We start from the raw sequence: 14,773 nt of genomic DNA, 5'->3' as shown, positions 1-14,773 counted from the left end.
GATCGAACCAAGGCCCCTCTCCCGTTTGCGGGAGAGGGGTTGGGGTGAGGGCCCCACCCCAGACCGCTTCCACCTCCCCACACGAGCCCTCCGATGAAACGCAAGATGATGCTGTGCGAGCGCGTCATGTACGTCGATCGCGATTCCACCTTCACCATCGTCCAGGCCGCGCGCGTGCGCGGCGCGCTCGACGAACGGCGGCTGCGCGACGCGCTCGACCGGGTCCAGCGCAAGCACCCGATGCTGCGCTGCTCGGTCGAGGACGGCGATCCGCCGACCATGGTGCTCGAAGACGCCCCGCAGCCGATCCCGCTGCGCATCACTGAGCGCATCGACGACGAGGAATGGCAGCGCCAGTCGCACATCGAACGCGAAACCCGCTTCGATACCACCCGCGCGCCGCTGATGCGGCTGACCTGGGTGCGCGGCCGCGACGCCCAGGGCGAGGTCGGCGAACTGCTGCTGGCCTGCCATCACGTGATCTGCGACGGCATGTCGATGCTGACCCTGCTGCGCGAGATCCTCGCGCTGTGCGCCGACCCCGCGCTCGACATCGGCACGCACACCGGCTTCAACGCGCTCGAGGACATCCTGCCGGCGCAGGCGTTGAGCGACCGCCGCGTGCGCCGCAGCGCGGCGTGGAAGGCGCTGGCGTTCCGTTTGTTCTTCAGCCTGCGGCGCAGGCGCAAGCCGGTGCCGCAGGGCGAGTTCTTCGTCCTGCACTGGAAGCTCTCGCGCGAGGACACCGCGGCGCTGGCCGCGCGCGCCAAGGCCGAGGGCGTGACCGTGTTCGCGGCGATGAGCGTGGCGTTCTCGCTGGCCTTCCGCACGGTCAAGGGCGCCGCAGCCACCGGCAAGATCTTCTCGCCGGTGGACATCCGCAAATTCCTCACCCTGATCCGTCCCGACCAATTGTTCGCCGCGGCGCCGGGCACCATCGTCCCGCTCGACACCGAGCTCGCGCCGGAGAACGTCGACGACGCGGCGTTCTGGGAACAGGCGCGGGTGTTCAAAGGCCGGCTCAACCAGAAGGTCGAGCGGATCAGCCGCAACGTGCACGAGTACTTCATCGGCCTGGAGATGATGCATTCGATCTTCGGCCAGTTCGTCGCCGAACGCCGTTCCGACCTGGACAAGTTCGATACCACCATCTCCAACATCGGCCGCATCGACATCCCGCAGGACTATCCGGGCTTCCGCCTGGAGACCGTCTACAGCCCGACCGCGCGCCTGCCCTGGCGCAGCACCACCGCGATCCTGAGTTCGGGCTACGCCGGCGAGCTGGACTTCGTCTTCACCTGCGACACCGCTTCGCTGTCGCGCGCACAGGTCGAGCGCATCCGCGAGATCGCCATGCGCCTGCTGCGCGAGCGCTCGCACGCGCCGGCCGCGGCGCTGCCGCTGCGGGAAGCGGCATGAGCGAGGCCGGCTTGCCCGCGGCGGACGATCGCGACGCAGCGAGCGCCCTCGCTGCGTCCGCGCCGCCCGATCCTCAACCCGATCCCGACGCCTTCGGCGCGGTGGTGGTGCTGTGGCAGCCGCAGCCCGAGCACGTCGAGCACCTCGAACGCGTGCGCGCCGCCTGTCGCCACCTGATCGCGGTCGACAACTCGCCCAGCGCTGACGCGGCGATGCACGCGCGGCTGCGCGCCCACGGCATCGAGGTGCGCCACAACGCCAACCGCGGCGGCATCTCCGGCGCCTACAACGTCGGCGCGCGCGCCTTGTTCGACGCCGGCCGCCGGGTGGTGTTCCTGCTCGATCAGGACTCGCAGCTCGGCACGGATTTCTTCCCCGGCATGATGCGCGCCTGCGCGCGCGCGCAGGACGAGAACGAGGCCTTCATCGTCGGCCCCAAAGTGTTCGAGGTGAACCTGGGCCGCTACCTGCCGGTGTTTTCGCCGCAGGCGCGGCTGCCCAAGCCCGAGCGCATCGACGAGCGCAGCGAAGGCCTGGTGCCGACCTTGTTCGTGATCTCCTCGGGCTCGGCGGTCTCGGCCGCGGCGTTCGCGCGCATCGGCGAGTTCCGCGAGGACTACTTCATCGAGTACGTCGACATCGAATACGGCCTGCGCGCGACCCGCAACGGCGTGCCGGTGCTGGTCAACACCGAGGTCGAGCTGCGCCAGCAGGTCGGCCAGTACGTCAAGCGCGGGATCTTCTCGACCAGCAACCACGTCGCCTGGCGCCGCTACTACGCCTCGCGCAACGCCGTGCACGCGCTGCGCTCCAACGCCTCGCGCTGGTCGATCCATTGGCTGATCGAGCTGCTGACCCTGCACCAGGTGGCCTGCGTGCTGGTGTGCGAGCAGCACAAGCTGCGCAAGGTGGTGGCGATCGCAGTGGGTTACTTCGATGGCCTGTTCGGCAAGCTCGGCACCTTCGAGCAGCGGCATCCGCGGGTGGCGGCGTTCTGCAAGCACTGAGAGAACGCCGCGACTGAGAGCAGAGCGTCGGGCCTGAAGGCCCTCCCACAAGAGCCGGCGGGCCCCGATTGTTACAGGAAGGCCTTCAGCGGTTTTGAGAGGGCTTCCTTCAGTTGTAGGGAGGCCTTCCGTTGTTGTGGAAGTGCCTTCAGCGATTGTGGGAGGGCCTTCAGGCCCGACGCTCTTGTCTCAGTGCTTACGGCACTCAGAACGCCTCGTTGGCCGGCTGCACATCGATGCCCAGGCCGGTGGCGACGGCCTTCATGTTCTCATCGTCGCGCCGCAGCGCGATCCAGCCGGCGTAGGCGTCGCCGCCGGTGTCGTAGTTCCACAGCGTGTAGCCGTGCTCGCGCAGCCGGTCGTAGGCGATCGACATCAGCTCGGGCACGTCGACCCGGTCGAGGAACTCGTCGTCGGTAGGATCTTCCACGCCCCACTCGATGCGCAGGTTCCAGCGCGCGGCGAGTTGGTCGAGCACGTCGACGAAACTGGCGGTGTCCTTCCAGTCGACGTAGAAGCCCGAGGTCCAGTCGATGGCCTCCTGCACGGTCTCGGCCGGTTCGCGCTCGTCGCCGTTTTCCTCGCGCGCTTCGCGGTAGCGGGCGAACTGCTGCAGCGCGCTGTCTTCGTCGCCGGGGTTGATCAACAGCAGCAACTGCCAGACCAGGGCCTCGTCGTCGAGCTCCTCGCCGTCGTCGCCGCCGGCGAAGTCGTAGCCGTCGTCTTCGTAGTCGGATTCGTTGTCGGGGAGCATGGCGCGCGCTCGTCGCGGGGAGGGGCGATCATGGTCGCGCCGGCGCGGCGCAAAGAAAAGTACGCACGGCGGCGGCAACGCGCGCCGTCGGCGCAGGCGCGCGCCGGGTTGGGTGCGGACAAAAGAAAAGCCCGGCTTGCGCCGGGCTTCTCTAATGCATTGGCGGACGGGTCCGCCGCAGACTTGCCTAGGCGGCAACCGCTATTACAGCGGCTGGACCTGGTCGGCCTGCAGGCCCTTCTGGCCCTGGGTCACGACGAACGAGACCTTCTGGCCTTCCTGGAGGCTCTTGAAGCCGTTGCCGAGGATGGCGCGGAAGTGCACGAACACATCGTCGCCGCTCTCGCGGGAGATGAAGCCGAAGCCCTTAGCGTCGTTGAACCACTTGACGGTGCCGTTCTCACGATCAGCCATTTTTGCTAACTCCTTGAAACATAACGTTGTAAGTACCGCTTTCGCGGCGTTGGAGCTGGTCGCAAGGAGGAAGCGTGGAACGATGGAGTGGATCTGTGAATCGACGATCTACGGCATCGGGTCACGACCTACGGTGACCCTTGACTAACTCAGCACGCACACCGTAGTGGCGTCCGCGGGGAAAATCAATTGGTCCCGACAGCGAAATTCATCCCCGCGCCCCGCCCGACCGGGTCCGGACCGGCTCCAGAGGCCCATCGGCGCCTGCAACGGGCTCACTAGCCGATTGATTTTGATGGCTTTTAACGCTAGCACCCGGATGCCAACCCGTTCAGCCACGGACGCATCGACCCAACTCAACTGAACCGGCCTTCGATCACGCCGGAGCTGCGATCCGCGCCCATTCGCGCGCGGATGGCGCGAAACCGGCGGCTCAGCCGCCCTCGCCGCTCTCGGCGTCGGCCCGGGCCTGGGCGCGCTGCCAGATCGCGTACTCGGCGCGGTTGAGGCGGAAGTCCTGCAAGGCCATCGCCGCGGCGCCGCGGTCGGCGGCGTTGCTGGCGGGGTCGGCGGCGATAGCCAGCAGCGCGTCCTTGAGCCGCTCGCTGCGCGCGGCCGCCCCCGATACCGCGACGATCGCCTTGCTGCGCACGCTCGCGGCGGGATCGAGCAGGGCGCGGTGCAGCGCGTCCTCGGCTTGCGCCGGCTCGGCCCACTGCGCCAGTTGCGCCACCGCATCGCCGCGCACTTCCGCATCGCTGTCGCCGGCGAGCGCGGCGAGCCGCTCGATCACCGGCGCGGCGTCTTCCTCGGGCATCGTCGCCGGGGTGAGCCGGCGGATCAGTTCGGCCTCGCGCTGCGGTTCGCCGCCGGCGCGCAGCTTGGCCAGCAAGGCTTCGCGCACTTCGGCGCGCTGCAGCGAGTAGCCGCCGAGCAGGTCGAGGCCGATGCGCTCGTCCTCGGCGCGGGTGCTGGCCGCGCGCGACAGCGCGTAGCGCAGCACCTCCTCGCCGCCGACCGCGTGCAGCAACGCCAGCAGTTCGCCGCGCGCGTCCGCGGCGGTTTCCTGGCCGTAGCGGCGCAGCAGGTCTTGCAGGAACGCCGGATCGCGTTGCGCGCGTTTGCGCAGGGCTTCGAAGCTCACCGGTGCGGCGCCGCCGAGGGAAAGGTATTGGGGATAGGGCGACGCGGGTTCGGCCTGATCGTTGTGGCGCACGGGCGCCGCGGCCTGCGCGGTTATCGGCGCAGGCGCGGGCTCGGCGCGCTCGCGCCGGGCAACGAAGGCGCCGCCGGCCAGCGCGCCGATCAACGCCGAGACCACGGCGATCGGCAGGGCCTGCTTGAGGTTCATGCGGAGCGGGTGAGTGGTCGCATGCGGGCAGGATAGCGGCTGGGAGGTGGCGCGCGTCGACAAAGACGGAGCGGTCGCCGCAAGCAGGATCAATATGGATTCCGGCTTTCGCCGGAATGACGGATCGATGGTCGCGTCGTTTGGTTTCGGTTTGCCTCGCAACGACGCAGCGACGGTTGTGCCGGGCAGTTTCGACCTGCACTGGAACGACGCATCGGTCGCAGCGAGCCGCGCTTGGGCATCGCCGCGAACGCCCGCTTCGCACGAAGCGGGCGTCGCCTGGCGCCGCTCAGCAATCCGGCGCGACCCGGCCGTCGGAGCCGGTGTAGGTGTAGGCGTCGGGAATGAAGCGGCCGCTGCCGATCCGGTTCCAGATGTTGCTGGTGCCGTAGGTGCCGGTGACCGAGGTGCCGGTGGTCTGGCACTGGATCGTCACCTTGGCGCCGTTGGCGAGGCTGTCGACCACCGAGTACGAGGTGCCCGGGCCGGAGCGCACGTTCAACGGCGTGCCGTTGGTGCCGACCGTGCCCGACGCGCCGCCCCCGCCGCCGCAGGAATTGCGGCTGGTGTAGCTGGCGCTGCCCCAGTAGGTGATCTGCGCGCCGTTGAACTTGATCTTCTGCGCCGAGCCGTTGAGGCGTTCTTCGAAATGCAGGTGCGGGCCGGTGGAGCCGCCGGTGCTGCCGACGGTGCCGATGGACTTTCCGATCGCTACGTTCTGCCCGACCGAGACCGAGTAGCTGTTGAGGTGCGCGTACAGCGTGCTCCAGCCGCCGCCGTGGTCGATCACCACATACTTGCCGTAGCTGGTGTCGCCGAGGTTGCGCACCACGCTGACGGTGCCGGCCGCGGCGGCGACGACGGTGTCGCCTTCGTCGTTGGCGCGGTTGAAGTCGACCGAGTTCTGCGGGTTGTGGTTGGTGCGGGTCTGGCCTTCCCAGACCTGTCCGCACGGGAACGGCATCTGGAAGGTCGGCGCGGCCTGGGCGGCGGTGCCGAACAGCGAGGCGAAGACCAACAGCGCCAACGCGCTGCGGTTGCGGAAACGATTGCCGGGTTCGATCACGGGCGTGACTCCAAGGTTGGGGCGCGGATGCGCGGCTGGGGAGACAAGGTCAATGCACGATCTGCACATCGTCGAGGTAGAGGTTGACGTCGAAGCTGGTCTGCTCGCGCAGCAGCCAGACCGCGTCCAGGCGCACGCCGGCGGCGTCGATCTGGCCGTTGCTGGCGCCGGCCCAGGCGTTCCACTGCGCCGGGTCGTCGAGCGTCCATTCCAGGTAAGTCCATTGGTTGGCGGGTATCGCGCGCTCGATGCCGCGTTCAGTGCCGTCGCTGTCGTCGATGCTCAGCGAGGCGCGCAGGCCGGTGCCGCCGGTGTAGATCCAGAAGCCGACCTTGCCGCCGGCGCGCAGCAGTTCGACGTTGTTCGCCGGCGTGCCGCCGCCGGACAGCAGGCGCACCGCCCACGCGGTGGCGACGTTGGGATCGTCTTTCAGCAACACCCGCAGCGAACACGCGCCGTTGCGGCGGGTGGCGCAGTCGCGCTGCGCCAGCGATGCGGCCGAGACGCCGACGGTGCTGCCCGAGTAGGTCGGCGCGCTATCGAAGCGGCCGACGCCGGTTTCGAAGTCCTCGAACACCACCGCGCCCGGGCCGGGGCCGGCGCCGTCGTTGGCCAGGTAGGCGTTGCGCTGGCCGCCGGGCGCGTTGTTGCCGTTGTAGTAGTGGTTGGCGATCCAGCGCCAGTCGCGGCCGTTGTTCGCAGCCCAGCGCTGGCTGCCCCATTGGCTCATGCCGCGGCCGTGGCCGAAGCAGCCGCGCCCGCGCCCCACTTCGTCGGACAGGCACGGCCAGCCATTGCGCGGCGAGCCGTTGCGGCCGTTGCCGCAGCTCAGGTCGGTGTTGACGCAGGACAGGCCGTCGCCAGGGTCGTCCCAGGCGTTGTTCTCCGACGAGTATTCGCTGAAGGCGGCGCTGGCGCCGTCGCGGGTCAGGACCACGCCGCGCGTGGCCGCAGCCGCGGCGACCGTGGCCGCGACGCTGTCGCCGTCGAAGGCCTGGCACGAGGTGCTGGCGCAGATGTCGTAGCGGCTGTTGACCGGATGGGCGACGTAATAGGCGGCGTAGCTGCGGTAGGCGACCGCGCCGGCGGCAAGCGATTGCGGATTCCACGAGGGAATCCATTCCTCGTCGAGCCCGCGGCCGACGTAGTCCTCGAACGCGTACACCGAGACCGAACTGCACGAGCGCCCGGAGCAGTTGGTGCCGACGCGGATGCTGGCCGGCACCGCCACATCGGCCGAGCGCGCGGCCAGCGCCGCGGCCCGCGCCACCGTGTCCGGTCGCGCGGGGTCAAAGCCAGCGCCGGCGGCCGCGCGCGCATCGGCCTGCGCCTGCATGGCGTCGGCAGCGGACATCGGCCGTTGCTGGTCTTCGCGCTGCCGCGCGCGTTGCTGCACGTGACGACGGTCGCTGCGAGTCAGACCGTGCCCGGGTTCGAGATCGACGATCAGCGCGCGCGCATCGTTGAGCAGCGGCAGGCCGGCGAGTTCGCGGCCGCGGTAGCCGGGCGCTTCGATGCGCAGGTCGATCGTGGCCGGCAGCGCATCGTCGCCGGCGGCGCGCGCGGCGGGCAGCCGCGTCTGCAGTTCGAAACGGCCATCGGCATCGGTGGTCGCGCGGCCGCGCTGGCTGTCGCGCACCGTCGCGCCGGCCAGCGGCCGGCCGCTGGCGGCATCGAACACGCGGCCGGCGAACACGGCGCAGCGTGCGCAGGCCGCGGCCTTCAGCGCGAGGCGGTCGAGCGCGTCGGACGACGCGGTCGGCGGCAGCCACACGGTCATCGGCAACAGCGGCGCGGCGTCGATGCGCAGGCGCGTGCTGATATTGCGGTGGCCGTCGGCGCCGATGCGCAGTTCGTAGTCGCCTGCGGCGAGCACGGCGTTGCTGGCGCCACGCAGGGTCGGGTCGGCGGCGAGCGCGCGCACTCGCGCTGAAGCGTCCAGCGGAACTGCGCTGAGGCGGGCGTCGAGCGCATGGCCGTCGACGCTGTCGCGCACGCGGATGCGCAGCAGGCGTTCGGCCGGGCCGGCCGCGACCGCGGCGCGCGACGGCGGCGAAGCGGATGCGGCGCGGGTGTCGGCGGCGGCGTATTCGCGCAGCCATTGGGCGAACACGGCGGCGGCGAGCAGCAGCGCCAACGGCGCCAGCCAGGTGGGCGTGCGGCGCGGCGGACGCGGAGCGGAAGGCGGCGGTGCGGTCATGCGCGTTCTCCGGTGAGGGAGGGTCGGCCTCGGCGGAGCGGAAGGCGTCGGGCCTGAAGGCCCTCCCACAAGAGCGGCGATCGGCGGGTTCGAAGCATGTCGGCAAAGAACGCCGACGCGCAGGCCGTTGCGGGATGGCGGCCTGCGCGCCGGACGCTCAGTTCTTCACTTGCACATCGTCCAGGTACAGATTGACGTCGAACGAGGTCTGCTCACGGTAGAACCACACCGCATCGAGCTTGACCGTGGCGGCGGTGATCGCGCCGTTGGCGCCGCCGACCCAGGCGTCCCATTGCGCGTCGTCGTCCAGGCGCCATTCCAGGTAAGTCCAGGTATTGGCCGGAATCGCGCGCGCCACCGAGCGCTCGGTGCCGTCGCTGTCGTCGACGCCGATCGCCGCGCTCATGCCGCTGGCGCCGGTGTAGACCCAGAACCCGACCTTGCCGCCGGCGCGGGTCAGCGCTGCGTTGCTGCCGGGGTTGCCGCCGCCGGACAACAAGCGCACCGCCCACGCGCTGGAACTGGCGGCATCGTCCTTGAGCAGCACCCGCAGCGAGCACTCGCCGTTCTTGCGCGTGGCGCAGTTGCGCTCGGCCACGGAAGCCGCGGAGATGCCGGTGGTGCTGCCCGAATACGCCGGCGAGCTGTCGAAATGGCCGACCGTGCTCTCGAAGCTGTCGATCACGCTGCCGCCGCCGGGCGTGCCCGGGTTGAGCAGGCCGTAATAGCGCGCCCAATCCCAGTACTGGCCCGGGTCGGTGTGGGTCTGGCTGCTGTAGTGCTGGTGGCCTTTGACCTTGACGCTGGCCGGCAGCACGTTGATGCCGGTGCCGCCCGGGCCCTTGAACGCGCTGGCGCAATTGATCGCGCTGTAAGTCGCGCAGAAGTGCCGGGTCAGCGCGGCCGAGGCGTTGTACATCGCCGCGGTGTACCAGCTCGAATTGGCGATGAAGCCTTCGTGCTCGATGCCCAGCGTGGTCTTGTTGTGCACGCCGACGTGATGGGCCGCGCGGTTCTCGCGCACCATCTGGGTGATCTGGCCGTCGGAGCTGCGGATCAGGTAGTGAGCGCTGACGCTGTAGGGATTGTTCTGGAACCAGGAGATGCTGCCGGCGTAGTAGCCCTCCATGGTGTGGATCGTCACCGAGTCGTACGAGGTGCGGTCGGAGTGGTAGGGCGAGGCCACCCACAGCGCCGGGCCGTAGTCGGTGCTCTTCTCCGCCGCCGCGGCCGCTTCGGCGCGCGAGCCGGCCGGGGCGCGCAGGGTTTCCTCGCGCGGATCGATGCGCCAGCCGCCGTCGGCGCCGAAGGCTTCGACCGTGTCGGCGGCCGCGTCCAGGCGCACGAACGGCGCGCGCAGGCGTAGCAACGCCGGCGCGTCGAACGCGCGCTCCCAGCGCACCGCGCGCTCGGGCACGACGATGCCGCGGTCGTTCACGCCCTTGTCCTGCGCCGACAGCACGTCGAAGGCGAAGCTGGCGCGCGCGTGCGACTGCAGCGCGCTCTTGGCCGCACCGGGCGCGAAGCCGGCGTAGCGCTCCAGCGCTGCGCGGCTGGCTTCCAGCGGCGAGCGAGCGTCGACGCCGTCGGCGCGCAGCTCGCGGTCGAGCAATGCGGCCGCGGCGAGGATGTTGAGCGCCGGCTCGCGCTGCACGCGCTGCGCCGGCACGCCGAGCAGGCGCGCGCCGTCGCCGACCTGATCGGCGAAACCCTCGCCGTGGTACAGGCCCATGACGCCGTAAGCGCGCGGCATGTGCTGATGCGCATCGCTGGCGCGCGGCGGCTGCAGGTTCTGCCAGCGCGTGGCGACGAAGGCCATCGCTTCCAGGGTGCCGCGCGGAATCGACGGGTAACGCGCATACGCCTGCTGGAAGTACAGCGTGTAGAGCTGGCGATCGATCCGCGTCAGCGATTCCTCCAGGCGCAGGCGTTGCGCCAGGGCCGGATCTGGGTTTTGCGCCGCGTCGGCGGCGTGCGCCGCGGGCGCGACGACGGCGCAGGCGGCGATCAGTGCGAACGGCAACAGCAACCACGAAGCGCGCGACGGCGCCGAGCGGCGCGCAGGCCCGCTCACGGAATATTCGTTCATGTTGTTTATCCCCGAGAGAATTAAAAATTCCCGCGCCGCCCTTGTACTGCATTTGTTTGTCGCGCAAGTGCTGGCCGCCGCGGTTTGCGCCGCGGATGTCGCGTTCCGCGACGCTTATCACTTCGGGAATGGGTGATGCGGCGAGTCCGCGGCGCGCTGCGACGGCGCTTGGGTGCGGCGCGTCATTGGCGATGGGGAATCGGGCCGCCGGGAGCGGCGCGAGCGGCCGGTTCCGCCGCGCCCTGCCCGGCGTCCGATCCCGTATAGGGTTGGCCCCAGTTACCCGACTGAACGCCGATTCTTATCGTGACCGCCTGGGCGCTTCGGGGCGCCCGATCTTCGATCAAGGATCAGTCATGAGCGGAATCGACGGCGTCAATTACCAGATGCTGCGCAACCTGCCGCCGGAAGACCGGCAGGCCATCCTGGACGCGGCCAAGACCCAGGCCGCACCCGCGCCGGAACCGCCGCCTCCGCCGCCGCCCCCGCCTCCGCCGCCCCCGCCGAAGGAGGCCAAGACGCCCGAAGAGGCGGTGCGCGCGATCCATGCGCTGCCGCTGCCGAAGAACAGCGACCTGTCTTCGAGCATGCCTTCGCAGGTCTACGATTCGATCTACGGCCCGCGCGTGACCGAGTTCAACACCACCCGCCGCACTGAGGCGCAGGCGGCGCTGGACCGGATGGAGCCCAAGCTCGAGGAGTACCGCAACAGCGGCCTCAACGGCGCCACCGCCAACTACGAATACCAGCAGTCGCGCGACGCGTTCGACAGCAATCCTTACGTGAAGGAACTGCAACGCATCGTCGGCGAGGCCACCGACAAGCCCAGCGAAGTGCCGGCCTACCTCACTAATCAGGACGCGCCGGTCGGCGCCAGCGCGGTGTCCAACCTCAAGCTCGACAGCGTGCGCACCGCGCTGGACACGCTGGGCGTGAAGCTGCCCGACAACCCGAGCCCGGAACAGATCGCCGCCGGCTACGAGCTGCTCGGCACGATGCCCAACGACGTGCTGTCCTATGCGATCAATCCCGGCATGTCGGTGAGCTATTCCACCCCGGTGATCGGCGCCAGCACGCCGTCGATGATTCCGGTGCGCGCCGAGGCGCAGGTCACCGTGGAAGGCAAGGTCGAACTGTCGGACGTGCAGACCGGCGTGGATTTCCAGCAGAACCAGCAGTTCAAGGCCTCGGTGCAGGTGCAGGGCGAGGCCGGCGTGGACGTGGGCAAGACGCCGCTCAACCGGCTGTACAAGTGGGGCGTGCGCCTGGGCGCGGTGTCCGACGAAACCAAGCACATGATCGAAAGCTCGCCGCTGCTCAAGAACGCGGTCAAGGGCCTGCCGGTGTCGGGCCACTACACCGAGTTCGAAGGCACCCGCCTGAGCTATGAGGCGACGGTGACGCCGCAGCAGGGCGCCAAGCTCGACAAGGGCGACATGAGCGCGATGCCGAGCCCGCTGGATCCGCTGGCGATGCCCGAAGGCACCTCGGTGCTGATGCGCGGGCAGAACCTCACCGGCTCGGACTTCGCCCTCAACTACAAGTTCATCGCCGGCATCGGCGGCACCCACACCGAACTCGACGGCGCCGGCTTCGGCGTGCGCAAGATGGAAGGTTCGGTGGTCGAGGTCTACGCCGGCCCGATGCAGACGGTGGAGAACGCGACCATGTTCGGCCTGGGCAAGGTCGGCACGCTGTCGGTCGGCCTGAGCGTGGAGACCAGTTCCGAGAACCGTTCGCTGCAGACCGCGCGCATCGATCTGTCCACGCAGGAAGGCCGCGACGCGTACCAGACCTTCATCAGCGGCGGCAAGGTACCCGACTGGAATCCGCCGGGCGTGCAGCGCTCGGGCACCACCGAAGTCTTCAACGCCGAACACGCCGCGCGCCTGGGCATCGACGCCGGCCCGATCTCGCTGGGCATCGGCAACAGCAGCCAGCTGACCATCACCCGCAACGTCTGGCAGGACGGCACGGTCGACCAGACCAACAGCTATCAGTCGATGGGCCAGACCACCGACGTGCAGTTCCAGGTCGGCGCCGACGGCAAGCCGGTCAAGGACTCCACCCAGTGGACCCTGGTGCTGCCCAACACCAGCGACGTCGCCGCGTCCTACTTCAACTCGTCGTTCCACCCCGACCAGCTCAACAAGAAGTTCGACGGCGACCAGCACCTGCAGTTCGAATTCACCGATTCGCAGTTGCTGTCCCTGCGCGACCGCGCCCGCGAGAGCGTGGGCAATCTCGGCGGCGACGAGCACGGCGGCGAGCGCCTGCGCGACCTCGATTCGGGCCGGGTGACGCCGTTCCCCAACGATGTGACCGAGCAGATCGCCATCGCCAAGACCCCGGACGAAGTGTTCGCCGCGATCTCGCGCAGCGGCCAGGCCGGCTGCGAGGATTTCGTGTCGATGATGATGTGGGGCGACCAGCGCAACACCGCGCTGCCCGGGACGTTCAAGATGAAGGACGCGGGCTGAGGTTCGTCGCACGCTCTCCAACGAAAACGCCCGGTGCAAGCCGGGCGTTTTCGTTTTCGCCGAAGCCCCTGTAGGAGCGACGCGAGTCGCGACCGCGATAACGCAACTACGGCGAACCTTGCAGCGCGAACGTGGTCCAGTGGTTGCACCGGTTCGCATCGCACAGTCACCGTAGCTCGCTGTAGGAGCGGCGCGAGCCGCGACCGCGACAATCGAACTGCGCCGAAACTTGCGCTGCGAGCGGACGCCCCGCGGTCGCGGCTTGCGCCGCTCCTACAGGTAGATCGCGCAGTTTGGTCGCAGCTTAGACCGGCGAAGGATTGCGCTCGGCGAATCCGCTCTGGTGCCAGTACGGATAGGCCTTGTCGCGCGCGCTGGCTGCGTCGAGCTTGGCCACTTGTTCCGCGCTCAGATTCCAGCCGACCGCGCCGAGGTTCTGCTTGAGTTGCTCCTCGTTGCGCGCGCCGATCACCACGGTCGCCACCGTCGGCCGTTGCAGCAGCCAGTTCAACGCGATCTGCGGCACGGTCTTGCCGGTTTCGGCGGCGATCTCGTCGAGCGCGTCGACCACGCGATACAGATATTCCCCATCCACCGGCGGCCCCTTGTCGGCGGTGACGTGCAGGCGGCTGGTCTCCGGCAGCGGCTGGCCGCGGCGGATCTTGCCGGTCAGCCGGCCCCAGCCCAGCGGGCTCCACACCACCGCGCCGACGCCCTGGTCCAGGCCCAGCGGCATCAGCTCCCATTCGTAGTCGCGGCCGATCAGCGAGTAATAGGCCTGATGGGCGACGTAGCGGCTCCAGCCGTAGCGCTCGGCCAGCGCCAGCGACTTCATCAGATGCCAGCCGGAGAAATTCGACACGCCCAGATAGCGCAGCTTGCCGGCGCGGACCAGGTCGTCGAGGGTCGACAGGGTTTCTTCGATCGGCGTGCGCGCGTCGAAGCCGTGCAGTTGGAACAGGTCGATGTAGTCGGTGCCCAGACGCTTGAGCGAGGCGTCGACGCTGCGCAGCAGATGCTGGCGCGAGGAACCGACTTCGTTCTCGCCGTCGCCGAAACGGAAGGTGGCCTTGGTCGAGATCAGATAGCTGTCGCGCGCGCGGCCCTTGAGCGCTTCGCCGAGGATCGACTCGGCCGCGCCGTGCGAATAGATGTCGGCGCTGTCGAACAGGTTGACGCCGGCGTCCAGCGCGACATCGAGCAAGCGCCGCGCTTCGGCCACATCGGTCTGGCCCCAGGCCTTGAAGAAATCGCCCTGGCCGCCGAAGGTGCCGGTGCCGAAGCTCAGCACCGGCACGCGCAGGCCGGAGCGGCCGAGATAACGGTGTTCCATGCCGCACTCCTGATTGAGGGGGAGGCGGCCATTGCACGCCATCGCCGGCCTCGGCTCAACCGCGCGGGCGGGATGATGCGTTGCTGGGTGGGGTGGAAGCTGGGGTGTGGCGGTTATCGACGTGGCGAAACCCGCCTATCGTCATTTCCGCGGATGCGGGCTCCGCTGTGCTTCGGCGAAACCGAACATCCAGGGCTTCACCGAGGCATGACTCTGAAGTCTCTGGATCCCCGCCTTCGCGGGGATGACGGCTGGAAAGAGACGCTGCGAAACCCACCTACCGTCATTCCCGCGGATGCGGGAATCCAGGGCTCCATCGCGACATGACTCTGAAGTCTCTGGATCCCCGCCTTCGCGGGGATGACGATCTGAGAGAGACGCGGCGAATCCCGCCTACCGTCATTCCCGCGAACGCGGGCTCCGCTGTACTTCGGCGAAGCCGAACATCCAAGGCTTCACCGAGGCATGGCTCTGAAGTCTCTGGATCCCCGCCTTCGCGGGGATGACGATCTGAGAGAGACGCGGCGAATCCCGCCTACCGTCATTCCCGCGAACGCGGGAATCCAGGGCTTCACCGAGGCATGGCTCCGAAGTCTCTGGATCCCCGCCTGCGCGGGGATGACGATCTGAGAGAGACGCGGCGAATCCCGCCTACCGTCA

At 69.0% G+C, this 14,773-nt stretch carries 11 protein-coding genes; 4 read left to right on the top strand and 7 right to left on the bottom strand.

Annotation, left to right across the window (positions count from 1 at the left end; genetic code table 11):
* The first annotated feature begins 93 nt into the window (after positions 1-93).
* Together BLU84_RS00380 and BLU84_RS00375 are read left to right on the top strand one after the other, a co-directional pair.
* Positions 94-1,419, top strand: coding sequence for a condensation domain-containing protein (locus tag BLU84_RS00380; protein ID WP_074861623.1), 1,326 nt, complete (start codon positions 94-96; stop codon positions 1,417-1,419).
* Positions 1,416-2,426, top strand: a complete 1,011-nt coding sequence (locus tag BLU84_RS00375) for a glycosyltransferase (protein WP_083382209.1) — start codon at positions 1,416-1,418, stop codon at positions 2,424-2,426. The genes BLU84_RS00380 and BLU84_RS00375 overlap by 4 nt, the downstream gene beginning before the upstream one ends.
* Positions 2,427-2,631: 205 nt before the next feature.
* Here BLU84_RS00375 and BLU84_RS00370 read toward each other — a convergent pair whose 3' ends face one another.
* From BLU84_RS00370 to BLU84_RS00345, 6 genes are all read right to left on the bottom strand, one after another.
* Positions 2,632-3,180, bottom strand: a complete 549-nt coding sequence (locus tag BLU84_RS00370) for a DUF6630 family protein (RefSeq protein WP_074861622.1) — start codon at positions 3,178-3,180, stop codon at positions 2,632-2,634.
* A gap of 204 nt (positions 3,181-3,384) precedes the next feature.
* Positions 3,385-3,594: a cold-shock protein gene (locus tag BLU84_RS00365; protein ID WP_074861621.1), complete on the bottom strand. Its 210-nt coding sequence runs from the start codon at positions 3,592-3,594 to the stop codon at positions 3,385-3,387.
* A 433-nt stretch (positions 3,595-4,027) separates the two neighbouring features.
* Positions 4,028-4,945, bottom strand: a complete 918-nt coding sequence (locus BLU84_RS00360) for a hypothetical protein (RefSeq protein WP_074861620.1) — start codon at positions 4,943-4,945, stop codon at positions 4,028-4,030.
* Between the two features lie 289 nt (positions 4,946-5,234).
* Positions 5,235-6,011 (bottom strand): M23 family metallopeptidase, encoded by a 777-nt coding sequence (locus BLU84_RS00355; protein WP_211664490.1) that lies wholly within the window; start codon positions 6,009-6,011, stop codon positions 5,235-5,237.
* Positions 6,012-6,060: 49 nt separating this feature from the next.
* Positions 6,061-8,211 carry a SpoIID/LytB domain-containing protein gene (locus tag BLU84_RS00350; RefSeq protein WP_074861619.1) on the bottom strand — a complete coding sequence of 717 codons (2,151 nt, stop codon included), beginning with the start codon at positions 8,209-8,211 and terminating at the stop codon, positions 6,061-6,063.
* Positions 8,212-8,368: 157 nt separating this feature from the next.
* A complete protein-coding gene (locus BLU84_RS00345; protein ID WP_074861618.1) occupies positions 8,369-10,300 on the bottom strand; it encodes an N-acetylmuramoyl-L-alanine amidase in 1,932 nt (643 codons plus the stop codon).
* On the opposite strand from BLU84_RS00345, the gene BLU84_RS26995 reads away from it, so the two are divergent.
* Both BLU84_RS26995 and BLU84_RS00340 read left to right on the top strand, forming a co-directional pair.
* Positions 10,299-10,436 carry a hypothetical protein gene (locus tag BLU84_RS26995; RefSeq protein WP_170849062.1) on the top strand — a complete coding sequence of 46 codons (138 nt, stop codon included), beginning with the start codon at positions 10,299-10,301 and terminating at the stop codon, positions 10,434-10,436. The two genes, BLU84_RS00345 and BLU84_RS26995, sit on opposite strands and share 2 nt — an antisense overlap.
* Before the next feature lie 220 nt (positions 10,437-10,656).
* The gene (locus BLU84_RS00340) at positions 10,657-12,780 is read left to right on the top strand and encodes a hypothetical protein (protein WP_074861617.1); all 2,124 of its coding nucleotides are present in this window, start codon (positions 10,657-10,659) and stop codon (positions 12,778-12,780) included.
* A 304-nt stretch (positions 12,781-13,084) separates the two neighbouring features.
* Here BLU84_RS00340 and BLU84_RS00335 read toward each other — a convergent pair whose 3' ends face one another.
* Positions 13,085-14,113, bottom strand: coding sequence for an aldo/keto reductase (locus BLU84_RS00335; RefSeq protein ID WP_074861616.1), 1,029 nt, complete (start codon positions 14,111-14,113; stop codon positions 13,085-13,087).
* Positions 14,114-14,773: the final 660 nt, after the last annotated feature.

The sequence above is a fragment of the Lysobacter enzymogenes genome (genome assembly GCF_900106525.1).
In the GTDB taxonomy this organism is placed as follows: Bacteria; Pseudomonadota; Gammaproteobacteria; order Xanthomonadales; family Xanthomonadaceae; genus Lysobacter; species Lysobacter enzymogenes.
This window is presented reverse-complemented; position numbering and strand designations above follow the sequence as displayed.